Genomic DNA, 25,570 nt, shown 5'->3' on the forward strand with positions numbered 1-25,570 from the left:
TTTACGAATTTCCTACAACTTCGCCTGGCGCACGGCGCCACTGCGTGATTTGGCCATTGCCGCCAGACGCACCGCGACGTTCGCCGCGCCATACCCGGCATAGCCGTTCTTACGCTGGATGATCTCGAAGAAGAAGCGCCCTTCAAACGGTTCGGTGTAGACGTGGAACAGCTCACCGCCCTGCGCATCACGGTCGTACAGAACGTTGTAATACGCCAGTTCACTGAGAAACTCGTCGTCAAAATCGAAGCGCGCGGCAAGGTCGTCGTAATAGTTGAGCGGAATATCCAGCAGCGGCACGCCGGCTTCTTTGGCGCGACTGACTTCGGCGAAGATGTCGTCACAATCGAAGGCGATGTGGTGCACACCGGAGCCGCGATAACTCGACAGCGCGTGGGAGATGGCGGTGTTGCGGTTCTCGGAGATGTTCAGCGGCAAGCGGATCGAACTGTCGCGGCTACGCAAGGCGCGGCTCTTCACCAGACCATACGGATCAGGCAGCACCACTTCATCGTCCGCCTCGAAATCCAGCAGGCTCTTGTAGAACAGCACCCAACTGTCGAGGCTGTCGGCCGGCAACGCCATGGCCATGTGGTCGATGCGTTTCAGACCGCCACGGGCGGGAGCATCTGCCAGCAGATTGAAGTCGGTGCCATAAACGTCGGCCTGCTCATCCACCAGATAAATCAGGCTGCCGTCCGGCGCGCGCACCGCCGCCAGTTCCAGTTCGTTGGGGCCGACCAGTCCACGATAGGGCTGACCTTTGTAAGCGACGGCGCGTGCCAATGCACTGGCGCTGTCCTTGACCCGCACAGCCGTGGCACACAGCGACGGGCCGTGAGCCTCGAAGAAGCTGTGGGCAAAGGAATACGGTTCGGAGTTGAGGATCAGATTGATGTCGCCCTGACGCAGCAGGCTCACACTCTTGGAACGATGCTGCCCGGCCTTGACGAACCCCAAGCGTTCCAGCCAGTTCGACAGCTTGGCGCCGAGGCTTTCATCAACGGCGAACTCAAGAAATTCGATGCCGTTGTACTCGCTGGCCTTCGGTGTTTCGAAAAGGATTTCGCGATTGGCGACAGGCGTCGCTTCCTGCTCGAGACGCTGGCGGGTCTTCTCTTCCAGATACAGCAGTGAACGTAAACCATCGGCGGCATTGGCCCGTGGCGGCGCGGCGCGGAAGCCATCGTTGAAAATTTCCAGCGACAGCGGCCCGGCGTAACCGCTCTGGATGATCGGCGCGAGGAAACCCGGCAGATCGAATTCGCCCTGTCCCGGGAAGCAACGGAAATGCCGGCTCCACTCCAGCACATCCATGGCCAGGATCGGCGCGTCGGCCATTTGCACAAAGAAAATCTTGTCGCCGGGAATGTCGGCAATGGCGCGGGGATCGCCCTTCAACGACAGCGTATGGAAGCTGTCGAGCAACACGCCGAGGCTCGGGTGATCGGCCTGACGCACGATGTCCCAGACCTGTTGATAAGTATTCACGTGACGGCCCCACGCCAGCGCTTCGTAACCAATGCGCAAGCCGCGCGCGCCGGCATGCTCGGCCAGCAGGCGCAGATCATCGACTAGAATTTGCTGATCGCCGACGCTGTCGGCCGAGGCGTTACTGCAGACCAACACCAGGTCGGTGCCCAGCTCCTGCATGAGGTCGAACTTGCGTTCGGCGCGCTCAAGGTTACGCGCCAGGCGATCACGGCGGCAGCCTTCGAAATCGCGGAACGGCTGAAACAGAGTGATGGCGATGCCGAGATCGGCGCACATCTGTTTAATTTCCCGCGGGCTGCCGTCGTAGTACAGGAGGTCGTTTTCGAAAATCTCCACCCCGTCGAACCCGGCGGCGGCGATGGCTTCGAGTTTTTCCGGCAGGGTGCCGCTCAAGGAAACGGTGGCAATGGAACGCTGCATGTTTCAACTCCCGGACTGCGCCGCTTTATCTTTACTGTAGGAGCTGCCGAAGGCTGCGATCGTTTGATCTTTATTGCTGAAAAGCAAAATCAAAAGATCGCAGCCTTCGGCAGCTCCTACACAGGATGATTTTTATAGTGGGGGAAATTATTGGCTGCATCGAACGTGGCAGCAATTTAAAGTGTACTACCCGGTTAGTTTTGCGTGCGATTATCGAACACAATGGCGGTTTGGCGAATTGACGATTTTTCGTCCACTGCCCAACATCGACTGCACATTGAGTCCGGATCTGAACCACCGGTCGCAGCGTGCAAGTAACAAGCACACCAAATAACAAATCCAAAAACGGGTGGAACACATGATTCCTTCACAGACTTCCCGCATGGCTCCGGCCATGAGCACTGCCACGGGTGGCATCGGCGACAAGATCCGCGGCGCCATGGCTGTCGGCAAGACCCGTTGGGGCATGCTGGCGCTGGTGTTTTTCGCCACTACCCTGAACTACATCGACCGCGCCGCCCTCGGCGTCATGCAGCCCATCCTCGCCAAGGAAATGAGCTGGACGGCGATGGATTACGCCAACATCAACTTCTGGTTTCAGGTCGGCTACGCGATCGGTTTCGTCCTGCAAGGACGCTTGATCGACCGGGTCGGCGTCAAGCGCGTGTTCTTCTGCGCCGTGCTGCTGTGGAGCCTGGCCACCGGTGCCCACGGTCTGGCAACGTCAGCCGTTGGCTTTATGGTCTGCCGGTTTATTCTCGGCCTGACTGAAGCGGCGAACTACCCGGCCTGTGTGAAAACCACGCGCCTGTGGTTCCCGGCCGGCGAACGTGCGGTCGCCACCGGCATCTTCAACGCCGGCACCAACGTCGGTGCGATGTTCACGCCGATGCTGCTGCCACTGGTCCTGCACGTCTGGGGCTGGCAAGCGGCGTTCCTGTGCATGGCGGCGCTGGGCGGGATCTGGCTGTTGTTCTGGGGCTTGAAATACTTCAACCCGGAAGATCACCCGAGCGTGAAACAGTCCGAGCTGGACTACATCCAGCAAGAAGTCGAACCGGAACAGGCCCGCGTGCCGTTCTCGAAAATCCTGCGGATGCGCGGCACCTGGGCCTTCGCCCTCGCCTACTCGCTGACCGCGCCGGTGTTCTGGTTCTACCTGTACTGGCTGCCACCGTTCCTCAATCAGCAATACAATCTGGGCATCAACGTCACCCAAATGGGTATTCCGCTGATCATCATCTACGTCACGGCCGACTTCGGTAGCGTCGGTGGCGGCATTCTGTCTTCGTTCCTGATCGGTCGCGGGATGAACTCGATCAAAGCGCGGCTGCTGTCGATGCTCCTGTTTGCTTGCTGCATCATCGGCGTGATCATGGCCGCCGGCTCAGCCAACCTGTGGGTGGCGGTGGCCGCGATTTCTCTGGCAATCGGTGCGCACCAGGCGTGGACAGCAAACATCTGGAGCCTGGTAATGGACTACACGCCCAAGCACATGATGAGCACCGTGTTCGGTTTCGGTGGTATGTGCGCAGCGATCGGCGGGATGTTCATGACCCAGATCGTCGGCCACATCCTCACCGTGACCAACAACAACTACACCGTGTTGTTCACCCTGATTCCGGCGATGTACTTCATTGCGCTGACGTGGATGTACTTCATGGCACCGCGCAAGATTCCTACCGTCACCGAGTAATCTGCCTACACCCGGCTTCCTTGTAGGAGCTGCGGCACGCTGCGATCTTTTGATCTTGATGTTGAAGATCAAAAGATCGCAGCCTCGTTTCACTCGTCAGCTCCTACACAGGGGTTTGCGTATCCCTCAACGGCGGCTCTGCTGCCACGCTGCCGCCAGTCCGCTGCAACAGATCACCGCGATGCCAATGATCGTCAGCAGACTCGGCGTGTGATTGAACAGCAGCCAGCCCAACAACCCGGCAAACACAATCTGGCAATAACCGAACGGCGCCAGCAGTGCTGGAGCGGCATGGCGGAACGCCTGGGTCAGAAACAAATGCGCGGTCATCCCGCAACTGCCCAGCGCCAGCATCAACCCGGCATGGGTCAACGTCGGCACCTGCCAGAAGAACGGCACTAGTGCACTCATCACCAGCGTGTTGCATAACCCGGCAAAGAAGTTGCTGGTGGTCGGGCTGTCCACCTCGGCGAGCTTGCGGGTCAGCAGTTGATAAAAGCAGAAAAACAGCGCCGAGCAGAACGGCAGCAACACCGCCGGAGTAAACAACTCACCGCCGGGGTGGACGATGATCAGCACGCCGATAAAGCCGCAGATCACCGCGATCCATTGACCTCGGGTCACTCGCTCCTTGAGCAGCGGCACCGACAATGCGGTCACCAATACTGGCGCAAGAAAGTTGACCGCCGTGGCTTCCGCCAATGGGATGTACAACAACGCGGTGGTGAAGAACAGGCTGGTGCCGAGCAGGCACAGTGCCCGAACCAATTGCCATAGCGGCTTCTTGGTGCGCAGCACACGCAACCCGGATTGCGGCAGAAAAATCCCTGCCATCAGCAGTGTGTGCACCAGATAGCGCGCCCAGACCACCATCACGATCGGATAAAAACCGGACAGGTATTTCGACAATGCGTCGTGACTGGAGAACAGGAAGGTTGCCACGACAATCAGCAAGATCCCCTTGAAGGGTTGGTTGACACCGGAGAGCGGGGTGCTGACAGTCATTGGTTATCCCTGTTTGAACAACAATACGGTGGCGAAGGAGATCGCGCGGCGGTCGCCGATTGGGGACGGCTACGCAGTCCACTGGGAGCAAGCTCCCTCGCCACAAAAAAGACTCACAGTCGCGCCAACAATTCCCGCGTCCTGTCGATCGCCATCTGCGCTCGCTCCAATCCGCTCACGCCCTGCTCCAGCAGTTTTACCGTGGGAATTTCCAGACTCAGTGGAATATTAGTCGGCAGCGCTCGCAGCAACCCGAGCAGATCGCAATCACCCTCGCCGGGAAACCGCCGCTCGTTGCGCGCCTGACGCAAGATCTCGGCCATGTCTGACGGCCTCGGCCCCGCTACATCACATAATTGCGCATAACGCAGACGCGACACTGACACTTCAGCCAGATCCTCCAAGCGTGACGCCGAACGATCAAAGTGGAACGCATCGACCAGCACCGCAGCGTTTTCCCGATCAGCGTTTTCGACAATTCGTAGCGCTTGTTCGAGGTTGCGCGCATCAGTCCAGGGCATGAACTCCAGATGCGGGTGCAGCCGGTAAGGCGCGGCCAGATCGCAAAGCGCCGCAAAGTTATCGGTGAGCCGCTGCTCGTCAGGATCGTTACCGGCGACCAGCAATTCGGTAGCGCCAAATTCCGCACCGACCGTAAGAAGTTTCTCGAAATCGGCGACGACGGTTTGCGGCTTCAATCGCAGGATTTCCACGTCGAGCACGCGGATGCGGGTGTCGCGCAGCCGCTGCAAAGTCTGACGGCGCAATTCAGCATCGGCGACCAAAGGGAAATGATGCTCCTCGGGCGTCGCCGGTTCCAGGCGCAGACCGACATGGCTGTAACCAGCACGTGCCGCCACTTCGACCATTTGCGGTGGCGACAACTCCAGCACGGTGAGGCTGGCCAGAGACAGGATTCGTTCGTTCATGTTCAAGCCTCAATCAGTGCAGGGGGGCAGGCACGGCCGGTGGCCGCGGCCTCGCGTATGGCTTCGATCAGCGCCAAAGTGCGCGCAGCGTCGGCCGCACTCACCAGCGGCTCGACTTCACGCCGCGCCACGCGGACGAAATGCTGTAACTGCAAGCGTAAAGCGTCGTCACCGCCGGAGGATTCTTCGACCATCAACAAGGGCTCATGCCAACCGGCGTCGACCTGCTCAGCGCCATAGTGCCAACGCTTGAGCTGCGGAATGCTCAACGCTCCGGTAGTCCCGGCCAGCAGATAACAGGGCTGATCGGCCTGACGCGGATACACTGGGTTCTCGCCGGAATCCAGCTCCCAACTCCACGGCGCGGCGACCGCGTCGGAACCGCTCAATGTGCCCAATGTGCCGCCTTCGAATTGCAGCAACACCGCCGCACTGTCTTCGTTGGCGAAACCGCGCACGGCGTTGTCGGTGATCGCTTGCACCGAACGCACTTCACCGCACAGATGCCGTAGCAGGTCGAGGTCGTGGATCAGGTTGGTCAGCAACATCCCGGCGCCCGGTTCGCGGCGCCACGGGATCTCGAAATAGCTGTCGGGTTTGCGCAACTGGAACAACGCAGTGACCGTGGTCAGACGCCCGAATGCCCCGCTCTGCACCAATTCATGGGCCCGCACGATCAGCGGGTTGTGGCGCCGATGATGGCCGACCAGTACCGGCACGCCGCTGCTTTTGACCGCCGCAACCAGTTCGCGCACTTCATCCAGGTGCACGCCGACCGGTTTTTCCAGCAACACCGGCACACCCGCCGCCAGACAATCGAGCGCCGTGCTGACGTGTTGATTATTCGGATTGGCGACGATCACCGCGTCTGGCCGGATTTGCTCCAGCATCTGACGATGATCAGCGAAATGCCTTACGCCCCATTCGGCCGCAAGCCCTGCTGCTTGCGGCCCAGGATCCGCCACCGCACACAGCGTTGCTTCGTTGAGGGTTTGTAGATGCCGATAATGTTGCTGGCCCATGTTGCCGGCGCCGATCAGGGCAATTCGAAGGGGCGAATTCAAGGTGCGGTCCTTTTGTAATTGTTGTTGGAATATCACTCCAGCAACAATTTAGAACCGAGTTCCACAATCAAACACCCATCCATCCTAAAACCGTGCGAACACCGCACAACTTCGTGAACAACAAAAATCCCCTGTAGGAGTGAGCCTGCTCGCGATAGCGGAGTGTCAGTCGCCGTTAACGTTGGCTGACATACCGCTATCGCGAGCAGGCTCACTCCTACAGGGGGTCTGTGTGAACTCGGATTAGATAAACAGTTCTGAGGCCAGGCTGGCTGCTGATAATTCTTCGGTGAAGGTCAGCAACAGCGGTGCCAGCTCATGCAACCGCGCCCCCGGCATCCGCGCACTTGGCCCGGCAATACTCAGTACACCGATCACCCGACCATCCGTTGGATGCCTGACCACCGCTGCAATCGCCGAAGTCCCCACGGCCGAACTCTCCTCGACCCAGGCATAACCCTGCTCACGAGCCAGACGCAGCCGTTCCAGCAACTCGATATTTGAACGCGGCGCATTCGGCCCGATCCCCACCGGCACCTCCGCCGCCTGCCGCTCGACCAGTGACAGCGCCTCGGCGTCGCTCATGCACGCCAGCCACGCATGCCCGGAGGCGGTGTAGAACAGCGGCGCATCGCGGCCCATGTCCGGGTCATAACGCAGACCGGTGCGCGCGCCTTGTGCTTTGGCAATCCAGGTCTGGCGCTCGCCATCGATCACGCCCAAACGCACCAGTTCGCCGGTTTCCTGCGCCAGTCGGTCGAGTACTGGCTGGACGATATCGGCACCGCAGCTCGACAGGTATTGAAAGCCCATAGCGACCAGTTTGGTCGACAAGTGATAGCGCAACGTTTCCGCATTCTGCCGTACGTAGCCCAACCGAATCAGCTCGGCGAGCAAGCGGTGTGTTGCACTCTTGGGGATATCCAGCTGCTCGGCGAGCGTCTGCATCGGCAGCCCGCGCGGATCACTGGTGAGGCTTTCCAGCACGCTGAAAACCCGTTCGATTTGACTGCCGGCCATGGGGACGTCCAAAGAAATTTTGCTGATTCTAGAAGACATTGACGGCAAAGCGAAATCTGGAACCGGCCGTTCGATAACCGCCCATTTTATGGGTTAAAGGCTTGTCGAGTCGTCACGACACTGGTTATTTTCTGGAATCAAATTCCAAAAATAACTTACTGCCGGAGCGTTGTTTGATGTCTGCCGAACATCCTGATATCAACTGCGACGTATTGGTCGTCGGTTCCGGTGCCGCCGGTTTGTCGGCCGCCGTGACTGCCGCGTGGCATGGTTTGAAAGTCATCGTTGTCGAGAAAGATCCGGTATTCGGTGGCGCCACTGCCTGGTCCGGTGGCTGGGCGTGGGTGCCGTGCAATCCACTCGCGCGTCGGGCCGGGATCATCGAAGACATCGAACAACCGCGCACCTATTTGCGCCATGAACTGGGCGAGCACTTCGACCCGGCGATGATCGACGCTTTCCTTGAAGCGGGACCGCGCATGGTCGGGTTTTTCGAGCAACACACTGCGCTGCAATTTGCCGATGGCAATGCCATTGCCGACATTCATGGTGACACGCCGGGTGCTGGCACCGGTGGCCGCTCGGTCATCGCCGCGCCTTACGATGGACGCAAGGTCGGACGCTTGCTCAAGCGCCTTCGTACAACGATGCGCGAAACGTCCTTCATGGGCATGCCGATCATGGCCGGGGCGGATCTGTCGGCGTTCCTCAATCTGACGCGCTCGCTGAAAGCGGCATGGCATGTGACCTGGCGCTTTACTCGACACCTGTTCGACCTCGCCGTGCATGGCCGGGCGATGCAACTGGTCAACGGCGTGGCGCTGGTGGCAAGGCTGGCGAAGTCCGCCGAAGACCTTGGCGTCCTGCTCTGGGAGTCGGCGCCTGTGACGGAACTGCTGCGTGAAGGCTCGCGCGTCTCGGGCGCTGTGGTCAAAACAGACAAAGGCCCGATCCGCATTCATGCACGCAAAGCCGTATTGCTCGCCGCCGGTGGTTTTGCCAATGACATCGAGCGACGCAAAGCCCTGTTCCCGCGCACGCCGACCGGTCACGAGCATTGGGCGCTGCCGCCGCTGGCCGTCGACGGCGATGGTTTGCGCCTGGGCGAAAGTGTCGGCGCACGGGTCAATGCCGATATAGCTTCGCCCGTGGCGTGGGCGCCGGTATCGCAAGTGCCACATTCCGACGGCAGCATCGGCCATTTCCCACACATCATTGAACGCGGCAAACCCGGGATCATCGGGGTTCTGCGCAACGGCCAGCGTTTCGTCAACGAAGCCAACGGTTATTACGACTACGTCAGCGCCATGGTCGCTGCTGCGCCGGAAGGTGAAGAAGTCGCCTCATGGCTGATCTGCACGCGCGCCTTTCAACGGCGTTATGGACTGGGCATATCGCGGCCATTTCCGCTGCCAGTGTCAGATTTTATCCGCAGCGGCTATCTGAAAAGCGGCAACAGTATTGAAGAATTGGCCCTCGCCTGCGGCATCGACCCGAGCGGGTTGCGCCAGACTGTGGATAACTACAACCGCCATGCCCGCCACGGCGAAGACCCGTTGTTCGGTCGCGGCGCAACACCCTACAACCGCAAACAGGGTGATCCGGCGAACCTGCCCAACCCCTGCGTTGCCCCAATAGACACCGGCCCGTTCTACGCCGTGAAAGTCCAGCCGGGCTGCTTCGGCACCTTCGCCGGACTCAAGGTCAACCCGCACGCGCAAGTACTGGATACCCACGAACAGCCCATCGTCGGCCTCTACGCAGCCGGTGGCGACATGGCCAGCATCATGGGCGGCCACTACCCGGCGGGCGGTATCAACATCGGCCCGGCGCTGACTTTCGGTTACATCGCCGCCCGGCATATCGCCGGCATGACTGCTTTCGAACAGGAGATCGACCATGCAGCACATCGTTAATGCCCAAGGTTTGAACATGCCGAAACTCGGCCTCGGCACCTGGCCGATGCTCGGCGACGAATGCACTCGCGCCGTGGAGCAAGCACTGGAACTGGGTTATCGACACATCGACACGGCAGCGGCCTACAACAACGAGGACGCCGTCGGACAAGCACTGGCGAATACCCCGACACCGCGCGAGCAGATTCACGTCACCACCAAAGTCTGGTGGGATCAGCTGCAACCCGACGCGATGCGCCATTCCATGGACCGCAGCCTTACCGCGTTGCGCAGCGACTACGTAGACTTGTTCATGATCCACTGGCCCACCACCGACTGGGACCTGCCACGCACCCTCGAGACATTGGCTTCGTTCAAGAAACAGGGGCTGGCACGCAACATCGGCGTGGCGAATTGTCCGCTGCCGTTGCTGCGCAAAGTCGTCGAGGAATACGGCATCGGTCTGTCAGCGATTCAGGTCGAATACCACGTCCTGCTCGGCCAAAACGCCCTGCTCGACTACGCCCGTCAACACGACATGGCACTAACGGCCTACACCCCGCTGGCGCGCAACAAGGTCTCAGACATCCCACAGATTCAACAGATCGCCAACAAACATGGCGTGTTGCCGACCCAAGTAGCGTTGAAATGGTTGCTTGATCAACCCAACGTCGCAGCGATTCCCAAGGCCAGCAGCCGGGCCAATCAACTGGCCAACCTCGCATCGCTGCAGGTCGAACTCGACAATGAAGACCGCGCATTAATCGCAGCCCTGTCAAAACGCGAGCGTCAGGTCAGCCCGGATTTCGCCCCGGAGTGGGATGCCTTTGATCGCTGATTGATAATCCAGCGATAGAAATCCTGCGCGGGATTGAATTTGCCGCGTGCCAGACCGTCAATAACAGGCCAGACCTCGTCAACACGAGGCCGGGCCTGTTTGCGTGTGGCCAATAGACGGACGACCGGACTGGCGCCACACTCACACAACAGCAACACTCATCACCACCCGATACACACAGAGGATTCCCACATGCTATGGAAAAAAGGCCGACGCAGTGACAACGTCGTCGATGCCCGTGGTGATGATGCCGGCGGTGGTGGCGGCATGCGCTTCGGCGGCGGCAAAGGCCTGAGCCTGGGGGCCATCCTGCTGATCGTCGGTATCGGCTGGATCACCGGCCAGGACCCAATGCAGATCCTCGGTCAGCTCGCCGGGCAATCCACCCAACAATCGGCGCCAACCTCGCAAACCCGTCAGGCCCCGCCGGCGAACGATGAACAGGCCGAGTTCGTCCGCTCGATCCTCGGCGATACCGAAGATACCTGGGGCTCGATTTTCCAACAGGCCGGGCGCCAATATAAGGACCCGACCCTGGTGCTGTTCAGCAACCGGGTCAACTCCGCCTGCGGTCTGGCAACCTCGGCCACTGGCCCGTTCTATTGCCCGGCGGATCAGAAGGTCTACCTGGACATGGCGTTCTTCCAGGAAATGTCGCAACGCTTCAAAGCGGCCGGTGACTTCGCCCAGGCCTACGTGATCGCGCATGAAGTCGGACATCATGTGCAGACGCTTCTCGGCGTCTCGGCGAAAATTCAGACAGCTCGCCAGCAAGGTCGGCAGATGGAAGGCGACGGCGGTTTGCTGGTGCGTCAGGAATTGCAGGCCGACTGCCTCGCCGGCGTCTGGGCCTACAGTGCGCAGAAGCGTTTGAACTGGCTGGAACCGGGCGATATCGAAGAGGCCTTGAATGCGGCCAACGCCATCGGTGATGATCGCCTGCAACAACAGGGTCAGGGCCGTGTGGTGCCGGACTCGTTCACCCACGGTACGTCGGCGCAAAGGGTGCGCTGGTTCAAAACCGGATTCGCGCAGGGCCAGGTCGGCCAGTGCGATACCTTCGCGGCGAAAAACCTGTAAATGCATAAATGGCTTTTGGCGTTACTGATCGTTGGCAGCACTGCGCAAGCCGCCGGTGTCGATGCGATCAGCCCCGGTCGTTTGCAACTCAAGGCCGGGGAAATGGCGGTCGGCATTGGTCCTGCGCCGGAGAAGATCGAACGGGTGCTGATCGTCATTCATGGCCGGTTGCGCAACTCGGAAACCTATCGCAAAAGCGCCGAGAGCGCCGCCGAGCTAGCGGGACAAAGTGCCCACACGCTGGTAATCGCGCCGCAGTTCCTCAATGAAAGCGATGTCGCGCTGTACTCGCTCCCCGCCACGTTGCTGCGCTGGCAAGGCAACGAGTGGATGGGCGGCGGCTTATCCACAGGGCCGAACCCGTTGAGTTCCTACGCCGCACTTGATGAGATCGTCGGACGGATCAGCGACCGCAAACAGTTTCCCGACGTGAAGCAGATCGTGATCTTCGGTCATTCTGGCGGTGGCCAGGTGGTGCAGCGCTATGCCCTGCTGGCCAAGGATCAGCCTGCGCTGAAGGCCAACGGCATTCGCTTGCGCTACGTGGTCGCCAACCCGTCATCGTATGCCTACTTCAATGAACAACGGCCGGTGGCGTTCGATCACGCCAAATGCGCGGGTTTCAATCGCTGGAAGTACGGTCTGTCAGACATGCCGGTGTACGCCGGTGGGCAAACGCCGTTGCAGCTTGAGAGCAGTTACATCAAGCGCGAGGTGATTTATCTGCTTGGACAGCAGGACGTCGATCCCAAGCATCCGGCGTTGGACAAGCGTTGTGAAGCCGAAGCGCAAGGTGCGTATCGCTTGGAGCGTGGGAAATTGTACTTCGGCTATTTGCTGCGTCGGCATCCGGAAGGGGTGAATCAGCGGCTAGTTGAAGTGCCCGGGGTTGGGCATAACGGCGATGGGATGTTGACCTCGCCGGAGGGGCAGAAGGCGTTGTTTGAATAAGTCCTGCATTGAATGATCTGCCGCCATCGCTGGCAAGCCAGCTCCCACAGTGGGTTGTGTCGCACACATTTTGCATCCACTGAAAATCCCTGTGGGAGCTGGCTTGCCAGCGATGAGGCCAGATCAAACAACCGAGATGTCAGGTAAACAACATCCTGCGCAATTCGACACAATCCTTCGCATGCCAATCGGCCAACTCGGGCCACGGGTTTTCCGGCAGATTCACCAACACCGTCCGCGCGCCCGCCGCTCGCCCGCAATCCAGATCAAAGCGGTAATCACCGACCATCACCATCTCACTGGCCGGTACTTCCCAAGCGTCTGCCAGCTTCAGCAACCCACCCGGATGCGGCTTCGGCGGTGCTTCATCACGGCCCAACACATCTTCCACCGCAAAACAGTCAGCCAAACCAATCGCTTCCAGCGTCACATGCGCCAGCTCCCGCGCATTGCGGGTCAGAATGCCGAGGCGATAACCGCGCGCATGCAGATCGCGCACCAGCTCCACCGCTCCGGTCGCCGGGGTCGAACCAAGCGCCAGATCGCGCTCGTGCTCCAGCAACCAGGCATGTTTCGCCGCTGCTTCATCCGCCGGCAACGCGGCGAGATGAGTGAGGATGTCGTCCTCCGGCGGAATCGCCAGCGCCACGCGAATCGCCGCAAAATCATGCACGGCGACGGTCAGCGTGCCGTCCATATCGAACACCCAGTGCTTGACCTCTTTCAGACTCATGCCCAGTCCTTGCGATGGCGGATCAGGCCTTCCTGCGTCACCGAAGCGACCAGTTGCCCGGCGCGGTTGTACACGCTGCCACGGGAGAATCCACGGGAATTGCCGGCCCACGGACTGTCCATCGCGTAGAGCAACCAGTCATCGGCGCGCAGATCGTTGTGGAACCACAGCGCGTGATCAAGGCTGGCGACCTGCATGTCTTTCTGCCACACCGATTTGCCGTGGGGCAGCATTGAGGTGGTCAACAAACCGAAGTCCGAAGCGTACGCCAACAAGTATTTGTGCAGCGCCGGGATGTCGGCCAATGCGCCGTCGGCGCGGAACCATACGTATTTGATCGGATCGGCCGGCTGCGGGTTGTATGGGTCCTTTTCGGTGACAGGGCGTACTTCGATCGGTTTCGGGCACAGCAGTTTTTCACGCATGTGTTCCGGGATCAGGTGCGCGCGTTGCTGGGTCAACTCCAGCTCCGACGGCAGGTTTTCCGGGCCGACCACCACCGGCATCTGGCTCTGGTGCTCGAAGCCTGCCTCGTCGTATTGAAACGAAGCGCTGCAGGTGAAGATCGGATGGCCCTTCTGAATCGCCGTGACGCGGCGAGTGCTGAAACTGCCGCCATCGCGCACGCGATCAACCGAATAGACCACCGGCAACTTGGCATCGCCCGGACGCAGGAAATAGCCGTGCATCGAATGCACATGGCGCGCCTCTTCAACGGTCTGACTGGCCGCCGACAGCGACTGGCCGAGCACCTGGCCACCGAACAACTGACGGAAACCCAGATCCTGGCTACGGCCACGGAACAGGTTTTCTTCGATCGGTTCCAGGGTCAGCAAGTCGACCAGATCTTCCAACACTTGGCTCATTCAGACTCTCCTCACACAAAGCACTATGCCGCGCAGTCTTGGCTGCGGCGGCCGATTCAGATTCTGGCGCGGGCCAATGATATGGCGGCCATTGTAAACGTCCGTGTCGGCTTATCCATGCAAGGTTTGCAGCCATTGTTCCCGAGTAATGCGGTACAGCACATGCCGTCTTAGCGGATGATCGACGGCAAGCTTGGGGTGATCAAAATCATCTTCCGGGGCGTGATGCATGCCGATCGCCTGCATGACTTTCTCTGAGGGCAAATTGGATTGCGCGGTGAAGGAAACGATTTCCTTCAAGGCCAACCGATCAAAGCCGCAACGCAGAGCGGTCCACGCTGCTTCGCTGGCGTAACCCAGGCCCCAATGTTCCTTGGCCAGGCGCCAGCCGATTTCCACTGCTGGAGTGAACGGCGCATCAAAGCCGACCACGCCGAGTCCGGTGAAACCGATAAATTCGCCGCTGTCCTTGCGCTCCAGCGCCCACAGGCCAAAACCGTGCTCGGCGAAATGCCCGCGCACGCGGCCGATCATCGAAGCACTTTCCAGTCGGCTCAACGGTGTCGGGAAGTAGCGCATCACTTGAGGATCGGCGCACATCGCGGCAAATGCCGGCAAATCCTCGTCCTGCCACTGACGCATCAGCAAGCGCGCGCTTTCAAGTTCCAGTATCGGCTCCATCATGCCCCTCCGTATCCATGCCGCAAGTCTACATCGCTGGTAGGATCCTTCACTCTTTCCTACGTTCCTACATGAAACCGCCATGCCACTGCCGCTGATCTACCACGAAGACTACAGCCCCGAGTTTCCGGCGGATCACCGCTTCCCGATGGACAAGTTTCGTCTGCTGCGCGATCACCTGGTCGACAGCGGTCTGACCCGCGACGCCGACCTGCTGCGGCCCGAGATCTGCCCCAACGACATCCTCGCCCTCGCCCATGACCGTGCGTATATCGAACGCTACATGAGCGGCGAGTTGTCCCGCGAAGACCAACGGCGTCTGGGTCTGCCGTGGAACGAAGCCTTGGCGCGGCGCACGGTACGGGCGGTCGGCGGTTCGATTCTGGCGGCGGAAAAAGCCTTGGAACATGGCTTGGCCTGCCACTTGGCCGGCGGCACCCACCATGCGCACTACGACTATCCGGCGGGCTTCTGCATCTTCAATGACCTGGCGATCATCAGCCATTACCTGCTGCAAAGCGGCCGGGTCAATCGCGTGCTGATCTTCGATTGCGACGTGCATCAGGGTGACGGCACCGCGCGGATCCTGCATGACACGCCGGAGGCGATTACGGTTTCCCTGCACTGCGAGAAGAATTTTCCTGCACGCAAGGCGGAAAGTGACTGGGATATCCCGCTGCCCAAGGGCATGGGCGACGCTGATTATTTGAAAGTGGTCGACGACACACTCAATTATCTGCTGCCGCTGTATCAACCGGACCTGGTGCTGTATGACGCCGGCGTCGATGTACACAAGGACGATGCCCTCGGTTATCTGCAACTGACGGACGAAGGCGTCGCCGCCCGCGACGAAAGCGTGATGCGCCATTGCCTGGGCCGCGACATTCCGGTGATGGGCGTAATTGGCGGCGGCTACAGCAAGGATCGCCACGCCCTCGCCCGCCGCCACGGCATCCTCCATCACAGCGCGCAACGGGTCTGGCAGTCACACGGTTGTCATTGAGTTGTGCTGCGTTACCCACAATGGCTGTGGAACTGCCTGTGGATAACCTGAGTGAAAGGGACTACAGGCCATACCGGTTATGGCCTGCAGCGCACTGATCATTTTTCAACCAACATTTCAAGCCCACCCGAATCCCTTGTAGGAGTGAGCCTGCTCGCGATAGCGTCAGCACCTTCAACATTAACTTGGCTGATACACCGCTATCGCGAGCAGGCTCACTCCTACAAAAGATCTCGGCTGCTAGAATGCGCGCCTTATCCCGCCATACCGCAGCGCATGCCATGACCCAGAATTCCGCCTCCTCCCCCGCTCACGTCGCCATCATCGGCGGTGGCCCCGCCGGCCTGATGGCCGCCGAAGTGCTGAGCCAGGCCGGAATCCGCGTCGATCTCTACGACGGAATGCCCTCGGTGGGCCGCAAGTTCCTGCTCGCCGGCGTCGGCGGCATGAACATCACCCACTCCGAAGCCTACCCGGCATTCCTTTCTCGGTACGCCGAGCGCGCGCCGCAAATCGCCCCGCTGCTGCGCGGTTTCGATGCCGATGCGCTGTGTAAATGGATTCATGATCTGGGCATCGAAACCTTTGTCGGCAGCTCCGGCCGGGTGTTCCCCACTGATATGAAAGCGGCCCCGCTACTGCGCGCCTGGCTCAAACGCCTGCGCGACAGCGGCGTCGTTATCCACACACGCCATCGCTGGCTCGGTTGGGATGCACATGGCGCGCTGCGCATCGACAGCCCGGAAGGTGAAATCACCGTCAAACCCGATGCCACGCTGCTTGCCCTCGGCGGCGGCAGTTGGTCGCGCCTCGGTTCCGACGGTGCGTGGATGCTGGCTCTGGAGCAGCGCGGTGTAGGACTGGCGCCGTTGCAACCGAGCAATTGCGGCTTCGAAGTGCAGGCCTGGAGCGATTTGATGGTGAGCAAATTCGCCGGCGCACCGCTGAAAAATATCGCCATCGGTTTGAATGACGATATTCCGCGTTTGGGCGAATGCGTGATCACCGCGACCGGGATTGAGGGCAGTCTGATTTATGCGCTGTCGGCGCCGATTCGTGAGGCAATCAACCAATATGGCGCGGCGGTTGTTCACATCGATTTGTTGCCCGGCCGACCTGTGGATAAATTGCAGGCAGCTTTGAGCAAGCCACGCGGTTCGCGGTCGATGGCCAAGCATCTGCACAGTCAGGTCGGGATTGATGGGGTGAAAGCGGCGTTGTTGCGTGAGTTGACTGATGCGGCGACGTTTGCTGATCCGGCGCTGCTGGCGCGGGCAATCAAAGCGTTGCCGCTGACTCTGGTCAAAACGCGGCCATTGGACGAGGCGATCAGCAGTGCCGGGGGCGTGACGTTCGAGGCGATGGACGAGCGCTTGATGCTCAAGGCGTTGCCGGGGGTGTTCTGCGCGGGGGAGATGCTTGATTGGGAAGCGCCGACGGGCGGCTATTTGCTGACGGGGTGTTTTGCCAGTGGTCGGGCGGCGGGCTTGGGTATTGTGCAATGGCTCAAGTCCGAGGCGTCTGCCTGAACCCTCACCCCAGCCCTCTCCCAGAGGGAGAGGGAGCTGACCGAGGTGTCTGACATCATCCGTCGACCTGAAAGACCGAGTCGATTATGGATTTGGTCAGCCGACCGAGGTGTCTGGCGAAAGCCCTGTCGATTGTGGATTCACAACAGTCGGACCAGGTCGGCGTAATTCCCGAATATCCCCCAATCAGTCCCCTCTACCCCTGGGAGAGGGCTAGGGTGAGGGGCTTTTGACTTTAAGGTTTGCGCTTGCGCGGCCCGGTATTGAACACCGGCACTTTACGCACAGGCTTGACCGAAGGCTCCGGCGCCTGCGTCTCGCCGCTGTCGACCCATTTGCCCAGATTACGCTTGCCGCCACCACCGGAAGCCTTCGGCTTCTTCGGCTTTTTCGGTTTCTTGATCACCTGACCGCTGGCATCGGTGTCCGGCACGCGGTGCTCCGGTTCGAAATCCGGCTCGTTCTGACGTTTCAAGGTCTGGCGCGTCAGCATTTCAATCGCCGACAACATGTTCACTTCATCCGCGCATACCAGCGAGATCGCCTCACCGGTCGCGCCAGCACGACCCGTGCGGCCGATACGGTGGATGTAGTCTTCAGCTACGATCGGCAGATCGAAGTTGATCACCAACGGCAGATCTTCGATATCCAGGCCCCGCGCCGCAACGTCAGTCGCCACGAGAATCTGCACTTCACTGAGTTTAAAACGGTCCAGCGCACGCTGACGGGTCGCCTGAGGTTTATCACCATGGATACCGTCGGCATTCACGCCCAGGCCCTGGAGTTTTTCCACCAGCGCATCCACACCGTTACGGGTCTTGGCGAACACCAGCACCTGCTTCCACTTGTTCTTGCGCATCAGGTGCACGAACAGTTCGGCCTTGCGCTTCTTGTCCACCGTGACGATCCACTGCTTGACGGTGTTGGCGGCGACGTTGCGCGGGCTGACTTCGATACTCAGCGGATCGTTGAGCATCTGCCCGGCGAGCACGCGAATGTCATCGGAGAAGGTTGCGGAAAACAACAGGGTCTGGCGCTTTTTTGGCAGCATGCGGTAAATGTTCGCCAGTTCTTCAGAGAAGCCCAGGTCGAGCATACGATCGGCTTCATCCAGCACCAGAGTCTGCAACTGATCGAGTTTCAGCGCGTTCTGGCGGAACAGGTCGATCAGGCGACCGGGCGTGGCGACCAGCACATCGACGCCGCCGCGCAGCTTCATCATCTGCGGATTGATGCTGACGCCGCCGTAAACCGCATAAGTACGCAGCGGCAGGTTTTCGGCGTACTGACGCACAGACTCATGAACCTGCTCGGCCAGCTCACGGGTCGGCACCAGAATCAGTGCACGCGCCGAGTTGGCAGCGACTTTCGGCCCTTCCATGGCCAACAACTGCAGCAGTGGCAAGGCGAAACCGGCGGTTTTGCCAGTGCCGGTCTGAGCGGCTGCCATCAAGTCACGACCGGCCAGCACGGCCGGAATGGCTTGCGCCTGAACCGGCGTCGGGGTCTGGTAGCCGAGCGTCTCGAGGGAGCGCAGCAAGGGTTCGATCAGGCCAAGGGTGGCGAAAGTCATGGGAGTACCGTAGGAAAAAATAACGCAGGCATGCAATGCCGCGCAGTTTACCCTAATTCGTACGCGTTTCTGTGGGAACGGCTGTCGGCGCCACGACTGGCGGCTGTGCCGGCCGACGCCACTGCGGCAAGCCAATCAACACCACCGCGCTGATGATCACCAGCATCGCCAGCGCTTCTTCGATGCCGATGGTCTCGCCGACAAACACAATCCCCAGCAACACCGCGACCGCCGGGTTGACGTAGGCATAACTGGTCGCCGCCGCCGGACGTACGTGCTTGAGCAGGTACATGTAGGAATTGAAGGCGATGATCGAGCCGAAGAAGATCAGGTACGCCAGCGCCAGCCAGCCTTCAACCGGCGGCACGGCTTGCAGGTGCTCGCCGCTGACAACGCTGCCGATCAGCAGCACCACACCGCCAACGAGCATTTCCACCGCGCTGGCCATCGCGCCCTGCGGCAACGGCAGATGTCTACTCCACACAGAGCCGAACGCCCAGGTCGCCGCCGCAAAAATCAGCAGCGCCGCGCCCAGGGGGCTCGATTGCAGGTTGGAGCCCATGTTGAGCATGGCAATACCAACAATCCCCAACGCCACCCCGGCCCATTCCAGCCGAGTGTTACGCGCGCCCCAGAAATATCCACAGAGCAAAGTAAACAACGGCACCGTCGCCACCGCCAATGCCGCCACACCCGAAGCCACGCCCGTGTGCTCGGCCACACTCACCGCGCCATTACCGAAACTGAGCAGCAAAATCCCGATGATCCCCGCCGCTTTCCACTGCGCCCAGGTCGGCGCCGGAGCCCCGCGCCAGCGCAGGAAGGCGTACATCAGGCTGCCGGCGATCACGAAGCGCACCCCGCCGAGCATCAGCGGCGGCCAGTATTCGACGCCGATGCGGATCACCAGATAGGTCGATCCCCAAATCACATACAACGCAAAAAACGCGGCGATCAGCGGCAAGGAAAAACGGCGCAAGGCAGGCATGGGCAGCTCGAAAGTCTGAGTCAGGGGATGGATTATTCTAGAAAGGCTGACGAGCAAAAATAAGTTACAAAACCTGTTTATAGCGCCGGTACACTTTGGAAATCACGGAGATCGGTGGAATAAACCACGATTTCGAAAGTCTGGCATTTTCAGGAGTCCGGCCTTGGACAAATACGACCGCATGCTGCTCAGCGCCCTGCTGGAAAATGGCCGTGCGTCCTACGCCGATCTGGCACGCAAAGTTAACCTCTCCGCCCCGGCGGTGGCCGAGCGCGTTGCCAAACTTGAGGCATCCGGGGTGATCACCGGGTATGAGGCGAAAATCGACCTGTCGAAAATCGGCCTGCCGATCCAATGCATGATCGAATTACGTCTGCACCAGAACGGCAGCCAGAAGGTCTACGACGAACTGGTGAAGATCCCGCAACTGACCGAATGCTTTCGAGTCACGGGCGATCCGTGCGTGATGATGAAGGCTGCGGTGGGGTCGATGACGGAGCTGGAGGAGTTGATCAATCGGGTGGCGAAGTTTGGCTTCAGCAAGACCTCGATTGTGTTGTCGAGCGCGATTGAAAAGCGCGTGCCGCTCGGTCACATCGAAAGCAACGGCAAATAGTTCGGCTCCCCCGAATGATCGTTCCCACGCTCTGCGTGGTAATGCAGCCCGGGACGCTCCGCGTCCCGTTTAAAGCCGAACGCAGAGCGTCCGTTGAGGCATTCCCACGCAGAGCGTAGGAACGATCGGTCTGTGGGGATCAGCGGTAGCGTTGGAGGTGTTCGCTGACTTTCGCAGCCGGGACTTTCTGCAACTTGCACAGCAGGTCGTGCGATAGCTCGCTGACGCCGTGCTTGTGCCGCAACTGATCCGCCAGATGCGCCATCAGATTCGCCGCCATCTCGGCATCGGCCATGGCCCGGTGAGCCTGGCCGGTATGCGGCAGGCGCGCGAACGTGGTGAGCGTGCCGAGCTTGTGATTTGGTGCCGCAGGCATCAAGCGCCGTGCCAGCAGCAGCGAGCAGGCAAAGTTCTGCAATCGCGTGCGTTTGATCCGCCCCAGTTCAAAGTCCCAGAACTTCTGGTCGAACGAGGCGTTGTGCGCGACCAGCGGCGTGCAACCGACAAACTCATTGACCTCGTTCATCACCTGCTCGGCCGAGGGCGCGGTGCGCAACATGGCGTTGCTGATGCCGGTCAGTTGTTCGATGAACGCAGGGACCCGCACGCCGGCGTTCATCAGGCTCTGGTAACGCTCGACGATGCGGCCGTTTTCCAGCATGACCACAGCGATTTCCGTGGCGCGGCAGTTGCTGTTCGGCGACAGGCCAGTGGTTTCAAAGTCGATGACTGCAATGCGTTCCAAACCGGGTTCAACTCCGTACAAATCAATTCTTCAGTAACAGCTCAATTCTTCAACAACAGTGCGCCTTCGATCGGCACATAACGGCTGGCGGCGCGGATCAGCGAGTTGGCGGTCAGACCCGGCACGCCGTAGGCGACCGCTTGCACGCCGTGTTTGCTGATGATGCGTTCGAGCAGCATGTCGAAATCGCCGTCACCGGAAGCCAGGACGATTTCGTCGACGTGGTCGGCGGCGTCCATGATGTCGAGGGTGATGCCCACGTCCCAGTCGCCCTTGGCCGAGCCGTCGCTGCGCTGGATGTAGGGTTTGAGCTTCACGGTGAAACCGAGGTTGCGCAGGATCTGCTGGAACTGTTGCTGCTTGCTGTCGCCACGGTCGATCGCATAGGCGTAGGCCTCGACGATCTGCCCGTCCTTGCTGATGTCGGCCCACAATGCGGCATAGTTGAAGTGACAACCATAAGCCTGACGCACGGTGTAGTAGAGGTTCTGCACGTCGGCGAACACTGCGATTTTTTTCACCGGAGTTCCTGTGGGCGCGCAAGCGCACGAAGCGGGATCAGGCGCCAGGCCCGAAAAAGGCGCTCAGTATGCCAGCCATCAGGAGGGTTCCGCGAATAATCGGCCCGGAGCCCTCAGGGGCTCCGGACGAATGGTGAATCAGACGAAGGAATCGTCGTCATCAAAGAAGGAAGAATTGTCGTTGCCGTAGTCGGTGTCGGTGAAGCCGCCCTGGTCGTTGCCAGAGAAGCCGTTATCGGCCACACGCTGGTCATCGCCCCAACCGTTGTTGCTCTGGTCGGCAACCTGCGCCGGTTCTTCCTTGATCACTTCAACGATTTCTTCCGGCTGCTGGTTATGATGGAACAGGCTGCTGATGCCCTGCGCCAGCATCACGCCACCGGCCACACCGGCGGCGGTTTTCAAGGCGCCGCCGAGGAAGCTGCTGCCGGCTGCCGGAGCGGCTTGTTGCGCATAGTTAGGCGTTGGCGCGCCGAAGTTCTGTTGGGGTGCAGACGCGCCGTAATTCTGCTGCGGTGCCGGTTCGCGCCAGCCGCCAGTCGAGGCCGGCGCGCTCTGAGTCGGCGCCGGACGCGGGCTGCCACCAAAAATGCTCGACAGGAAACCACCGCCGCCGCTCGGCGCCGGTGCGGCACTCTGCGCCTTGGCCGACTGCAACTCCGCCTGCAAACGCTGGACTTGCTGAGTCAGTTGTTTGTTCTGCTCGTCGAGGCTCTTGAGCGCAGCCTCTTGCACCAGAATCGCCTGGGTCATGAAATAACCTGCCGCCGGCTGGCGGGTCAGGTGTTCCTTGATCCGCGTTTCAGCCTGGGCGTCGCGCGGGGCTGCCTCCGTTTCGGCCTGTTGCAGCCGCGAAAACAGTCCATCGATCAGGGTTTGCTCTTCGCTGTTCATGGCGACCTCGTAGATTGCCGGGGATAACATTGCCCTCGTCCACGTTGGCCGAGGTGCTCTCCTGTAATGGAGACGGTGACAAAACGTTTCAATGACCTTTACCGAATGTTTACGTTTGTGTCGCGCCAGCCATCATCGGTTAAAGTGAGCCACTGTTTTCGACCTGCGATACCGACTGATGAATGCCCTCGAAGTGCTGCGCGACTCTCTGTATTTTTTCAAACGCCATTTGGGCAGCATCGTGCGGTTGTGCCTGCCGCTGGTGATTTTCGAAGCATTCCTGCAACAAGTGGTCGATCACGCCAGCGGGCCGGATAACATCTCGGCGATCAGCATCATCGTTGGTCTGTTGGTGTATCCGCTGTACACCGCCGCACTGATCCTCTTTCTCGATGCGCGCAGCCGTGGCGAGGCGCCGCGCAACCGCGATCTGCTGGCGATGGCCGCCACTCTGTGGCCGCGTTTCGCGTTGCTCACGGCGCTCAATACCTTGCTGATTCTGCTGGGCCTGTCGCTGTACTTCCTGCCGGGCCTGATGCTGATGGTGATGCTCGCGTTCGGCGAATACCTGCTGGTACTGCGCGGTATGGGACCATTGCAGGCGATGAAGGAAAGCCTGCGCCTGACCCGCGGGCATTTCTGGCGGATCCTGCTGTGCATTCTCTGCGTGATGACGCCGCTGTGGTTGCTCAAAGGCGCGACACTGGCGGTGTACCCCGAGCCGCAGAATCCTGTGATCGCCATTCTGATCGACAGCGCTCACAGCTTCCTGCAACTGTTCACCAGTGTGGTGTTGTTCCGCCTGTTCATGCTGATCAGCGAATTACCTGACAAACGTGACAGAGCCATCTGACAGCACTGCGCTTGGGCTTCGAGACGACCGTCAGGTATGCTCGGGGCCACTTTCTGTAACGCTATAAGCCGAGCCATGACCCGTCTACTGCGCTACACCCTGTTGTTTGTCGTGCTCGCCATCGCCCTGATCGGCGGGCTGCTGTTCAGCCTTACCTGGCGCCCCGACGCCCGCGAAACCTTGCCGGTCAGTTGCACCGCCACAACGCCGACGCTGGTGCCCGGGCAGGCGCTGAAAGTCATGACCTGGAACGTGCAATACCTGGCCGGCAAACGCTACGTGTTCTGGAATGATCTGGCTCAGGGCGATGATGAAGCGCCGACACTGGAAGACATGGCCTTCAGCCTCGACGAAGTGGCGCGGGTGATCCGCGACGAGCAGCCCGATCTGGTGCTGTTGCAGGAGCTCGATGACGGCGCCAAGGCCAGCGACTATCAGAACCAGCTCAAGCTGTTGCAGGAACGGGTCGCCGACCTGTATCCGTGCAGTGCCAGTGCGTTCGACTGGAAGGCCAAATTCGTTCCCGACCCGCACATTTACGGCAGCGTCGGCCGGCAACTGGCGACCCTGAGTCGCTACCGCATCGAACACGCCGAACGCCTGCAATTGCCGGTCGCTGCCGCCAACTTCATCAACCGCCAGTTCCAGCCGAAAGACGCCCTGCTCGCGACCAAACTGCCCCTGAGTGACGGCGGGCAACTGACCGTATTCAACACCCACCTTGAACGCTCCAGCCAACCGGGTGACACCGCGCAAGCACAATTGACCGCCGTAGCCAAAGTGCTCGACAAGTATGAGAGCCAAGGCCTGCCGTGGCTGATCGGCGGCGATTTCAATCTGTTGCCGCTGGGCCAGTACCGCCGCCTGCCTGCCGAACAGCGCACGCCCTACTCCGCCGACAGCGAATTGCATCTGCTGTGGGACAAGTACCCGATGATCCCGACCAACAACGAAGCCAGCGGCATCGACCGTGCGCGCTGGCTGACCCACTACCCCAACGACCCCGGCCTGAATGGCCCGGATCGCACGGTCGACTATCTGTTTTACAGCCCGAAGATCAAGCGGGTCGAAGCAAGGGTGCGCCAGGACGACACGTTGCGCATCTCCGATCACCTGCCGGTGATTGCGCGCTTCCTGCTGCCGGCGGCGCCATAGGCAGGGCCGAGGATCATCGCCCCGTCGCCCGAATTGACGATATGGAATCCCATGAAAATCTTATTGGTGTGCAAGGACATTGGTGGTTACGCGCGCAAACTGGCGGACTACCTGATGATCGACAATGACGTGTGTTTCATCGATACGTCATCGATGCAGAACAGCTTTGATCAAGCGCCGAAGATCTTGCGCCGCCCGCTGAAACGCTGGGCGCAGTTACGCCAGTTCAATAAAGCCATTGCTGCGCATGGACGTTTCGATGTGGCACTCATCATCAACCCGGCCCAGATCGATGCAAACCAGTTGGCCGCCGGACTCAAGGTCTCCGACCACAAGATCGCCTACCTCTACGACAGCTTCAGTCGTTGGCCGATGACTCGCGAAGCCCTTACCGGTTATGACGAGGTGTTTTCCTTCGACCCGGAAAATGCCGAAAGCTACGGGCTGAAAAAACTCTACAACTTCATTTACGACGACTACATCGCGGACGGTGAACCCGGTGAGTACTCGGCGTTTGTGGTGATGGCGGGCAAGGATCGGGTGCCGGTACTTGCCGGTCTGGCCGAGGAATTCGATCGCCTCGGGCTGACCGATTACAAGTTTCTGGTTCAGTCCAAACCGGTTCCGGGGGCGCATCCGGGCATCACCTTTTTCGAGCAAAGAATGTCGCTGGAGTCGGTAGGGGAGCTGGTCAAGCGCTCACGGATCATTCTCGACATTGCCAAGCCCGGTCAGGCGGGATTGAGTTTCCGGTTCTTCGAAGCCATGGCCTCACGCAAAAAAGTCATTACCACCAACCAGGGCGTGGTCGACTATGACTTTTACAACCCGGCGAACATTTTGGTCATTGATGAGGCTAATCCGGTGATTCCGGAACGGTTCATTACTGATCCGTATGTCGATGTGCCTGAGCACATCTACCAGAAGTACACCTTGCAGGGGTGGGTCAAAACCGTGTTTGCCCGGCCGTGAGCTGACCTCGCCATCCCTTGCACCACAGGACCCTGTGGGAGCGAGCCTG

Annotated in this window: 24 protein-coding genes; 11 read left to right on the top strand and 13 right to left on the bottom strand. The window is 60.1% G+C overall.

The window, feature by feature from the left end:
* Positions 1-12: 12 nt before the first annotated feature.
* Positions 13-1,914 carry a 3-dehydroshikimate dehydratase QuiC gene (gene quiC, locus LOY43_RS24635; protein WP_095048737.1) on the bottom strand — a complete coding sequence of 634 codons (1,902 nt, stop codon included), beginning with the start codon at positions 1,912-1,914 and terminating at the stop codon, positions 13-15.
* 358 nt (positions 1,915-2,272) lie between these two features.
* On the opposite strand from quiC, the gene LOY43_RS24640 reads away from it, so the two are divergent.
* Positions 2,273-3,610 (top strand): MFS transporter, encoded by a 1,338-nt coding sequence (locus LOY43_RS24640; protein ID WP_093434708.1) that lies wholly within the window; start codon positions 2,273-2,275, stop codon positions 3,608-3,610.
* A 126-nt stretch (positions 3,611-3,736) separates the two neighbouring features.
* Here the strand turns inward: LOY43_RS24640 and LOY43_RS24645 are convergent, their stop codons facing one another.
* The 4 genes from LOY43_RS24645 to LOY43_RS24660 form a co-directional block, all read right to left on the bottom strand.
* Positions 3,737-4,615, bottom strand: coding sequence for a DMT family transporter (locus LOY43_RS24645; protein ID WP_034153813.1), 879 nt, complete (start codon positions 4,613-4,615; stop codon positions 3,737-3,739).
* Positions 4,616-4,728: 113 nt separating this feature from the next.
* Complete coding sequence (locus LOY43_RS24650) at positions 4,729-5,544, bottom strand: sugar phosphate isomerase/epimerase (RefSeq protein WP_258708847.1); 816 nt, start codon at positions 5,542-5,544, stop codon at positions 4,729-4,731.
* 2 nt (positions 5,545-5,546) lie between these two features.
* Positions 5,547-6,608 (bottom strand): Gfo/Idh/MocA family protein, encoded by a 1,062-nt coding sequence (locus LOY43_RS24655; protein ID WP_258708848.1) that lies wholly within the window; start codon positions 6,606-6,608, stop codon positions 5,547-5,549.
* 243 nt (positions 6,609-6,851) lie between these two features.
* A complete protein-coding gene (locus LOY43_RS24660) occupies positions 6,852-7,628 on the bottom strand; it encodes an IclR family transcriptional regulator (protein WP_095048741.1) in 777 nt (258 codons plus the stop codon).
* A gap of 176 nt (positions 7,629-7,804) precedes the next feature.
* On the opposite strand from LOY43_RS24660, the gene LOY43_RS24665 reads away from it, so the two are divergent.
* From LOY43_RS24665 to LOY43_RS24680, 4 genes are all read left to right on the top strand, one after another.
* Positions 7,805-9,544, top strand: coding sequence for an FAD-dependent oxidoreductase (locus LOY43_RS24665; RefSeq protein WP_258708849.1), 1,740 nt, complete (start codon positions 7,805-7,807; stop codon positions 9,542-9,544).
* A complete protein-coding gene (locus LOY43_RS24670) occupies positions 9,528-10,361 on the top strand; it encodes an aldo/keto reductase (protein ID WP_258708850.1) in 834 nt (277 codons plus the stop codon). Before LOY43_RS24665 ends, LOY43_RS24670 begins: the two co-directional genes overlap by 17 nt.
* A 192-nt stretch (positions 10,362-10,553) precedes the next feature.
* Complete coding sequence (locus tag LOY43_RS24675) at positions 10,554-11,441, top strand: neutral zinc metallopeptidase (protein WP_095048744.1); 888 nt, start codon at positions 10,554-10,556, stop codon at positions 11,439-11,441.
* Complete coding sequence (locus LOY43_RS24680) at positions 11,442-12,392, top strand: alpha/beta fold hydrolase (protein WP_095048745.1); 951 nt, start codon at positions 11,442-11,444, stop codon at positions 12,390-12,392. It begins immediately after the preceding gene.
* Between the two features lie 139 nt (positions 12,393-12,531).
* On the opposite strand, the gene LOY43_RS24685 is transcribed toward LOY43_RS24680, so the two are convergent.
* The 3 genes from LOY43_RS24685 to LOY43_RS24695 all read right to left on the bottom strand — a co-directional run bounded on the left by LOY43_RS24685 (position 12,532) and on the right by LOY43_RS24695 (position 14,672).
* The gene (locus LOY43_RS24685; RefSeq protein WP_220557035.1) at positions 12,532-13,125 is read right to left on the bottom strand and encodes an HAD family hydrolase; all 594 of its coding nucleotides are present in this window, start codon (positions 13,123-13,125) and stop codon (positions 12,532-12,534) included.
* Entirely contained in the window at positions 13,122-13,991 is an 870-nt protein-coding gene (gene tesB, locus LOY43_RS24690) for an acyl-CoA thioesterase II (protein WP_095048747.1), read from the bottom strand. The genes LOY43_RS24685 and tesB overlap by 4 nt, the downstream gene beginning before the upstream one ends.
* Positions 13,992-14,102: 111 nt before the next feature.
* Positions 14,103-14,672, bottom strand: a complete 570-nt coding sequence (locus LOY43_RS24695; protein ID WP_095048748.1) for a GNAT family N-acetyltransferase — start codon at positions 14,670-14,672, stop codon at positions 14,103-14,105.
* Between the two features lie 82 nt (positions 14,673-14,754).
* Here LOY43_RS24695 and LOY43_RS24700 point away from each other — a divergent pair, with 82 nt between their 5' ends.
* Together LOY43_RS24700 and LOY43_RS24705 are read left to right on the top strand one after the other, a co-directional pair.
* Positions 14,755-15,675 (top strand): histone deacetylase, encoded by a 921-nt coding sequence (locus LOY43_RS24700; RefSeq protein ID WP_034153803.1) that lies wholly within the window; start codon positions 14,755-14,757, stop codon positions 15,673-15,675.
* 281 nt (positions 15,676-15,956) lie between these two features.
* Positions 15,957-17,204, top strand: coding sequence for a TIGR03862 family flavoprotein (locus LOY43_RS24705; protein ID WP_095125480.1), 1,248 nt, complete (start codon positions 15,957-15,959; stop codon positions 17,202-17,204).
* Positions 17,205-17,439: 235 nt separating this feature from the next.
* Here LOY43_RS24705 and LOY43_RS24710 read toward each other — a convergent pair whose 3' ends face one another.
* Both LOY43_RS24710 and yedA read right to left on the bottom strand, forming a co-directional pair.
* Positions 17,440-18,777, bottom strand: a complete 1,338-nt coding sequence (locus tag LOY43_RS24710; RefSeq protein WP_258708851.1) for a DEAD/DEAH box helicase — start codon at positions 18,775-18,777, stop codon at positions 17,440-17,442.
* A gap of 52 nt (positions 18,778-18,829) precedes the next feature.
* Positions 18,830-19,765 (bottom strand): drug/metabolite exporter YedA, encoded by a 936-nt coding sequence (yedA, locus tag LOY43_RS24715; protein WP_258708852.1) that lies wholly within the window; start codon positions 19,763-19,765, stop codon positions 18,830-18,832.
* Positions 19,766-19,928: 163 nt separating this feature from the next.
* Between yedA and LOY43_RS24720 the strand changes: the two genes are divergently transcribed.
* On the top strand, positions 19,929-20,381 hold the full coding sequence (locus LOY43_RS24720) for an Lrp/AsnC family transcriptional regulator (protein WP_038361832.1): 453 nt from the start codon (positions 19,929-19,931) through the stop codon (positions 20,379-20,381).
* Positions 20,382-20,520: 139 nt separating this feature from the next.
* Here the strand turns inward: LOY43_RS24720 and LOY43_RS24725 are convergent, their stop codons facing one another.
* The 3 genes from LOY43_RS24725 to LOY43_RS24735 form a co-directional block, all read right to left on the bottom strand.
* The gene (locus LOY43_RS24725; protein ID WP_095125482.1) at positions 20,521-21,126 is read right to left on the bottom strand and encodes a PolC-type DNA polymerase III; all 606 of its coding nucleotides are present in this window, start codon (positions 21,124-21,126) and stop codon (positions 20,521-20,523) included.
* A 41-nt stretch (positions 21,127-21,167) separates the two neighbouring features.
* Entirely contained in the window at positions 21,168-21,647 is a 480-nt protein-coding gene (locus tag LOY43_RS24730; protein WP_007949802.1) for an NYN domain-containing protein, read from the bottom strand.
* Between the two features lie 138 nt (positions 21,648-21,785).
* Positions 21,786-22,541 (bottom strand): DUF2076 domain-containing protein, encoded by a 756-nt coding sequence (locus LOY43_RS24735; protein WP_258709947.1) that lies wholly within the window; start codon positions 22,539-22,541, stop codon positions 21,786-21,788.
* Between the two features lie 178 nt (positions 22,542-22,719).
* On the opposite strand from LOY43_RS24735, the gene LOY43_RS24740 reads away from it, so the two are divergent.
* The 3 genes from LOY43_RS24740 (at position 22,720) to LOY43_RS24750 (ending at position 25,521) form a co-directional block, all read left to right on the top strand.
* The gene (locus LOY43_RS24740; RefSeq protein ID WP_095048753.1) at positions 22,720-23,394 is read left to right on the top strand and encodes a YciC family protein; all 675 of its coding nucleotides are present in this window, start codon (positions 22,720-22,722) and stop codon (positions 23,392-23,394) included.
* Between the two features lie 75 nt (positions 23,395-23,469).
* On the top strand, positions 23,470-24,549 hold the full coding sequence (locus LOY43_RS24745) for an endonuclease/exonuclease/phosphatase family protein (RefSeq protein ID WP_258708853.1): 1,080 nt from the start codon (positions 23,470-23,472) through the stop codon (positions 24,547-24,549).
* Positions 24,550-24,600: 51 nt separating this feature from the next.
* The gene (locus LOY43_RS24750) at positions 24,601-25,521 is read left to right on the top strand and encodes a hypothetical protein (RefSeq protein ID WP_258708854.1); all 921 of its coding nucleotides are present in this window, start codon (positions 24,601-24,603) and stop codon (positions 25,519-25,521) included.
* Positions 25,522-25,570 lie beyond the last annotated feature (49 nt).

The organism is Pseudomonas sp. B21-041, assembly GCF_024748675.1.
GTDB classification, from domain to species: Bacteria; Pseudomonadota; Gammaproteobacteria; order Pseudomonadales; family Pseudomonadaceae; genus Aquipseudomonas; species Aquipseudomonas neuropathica.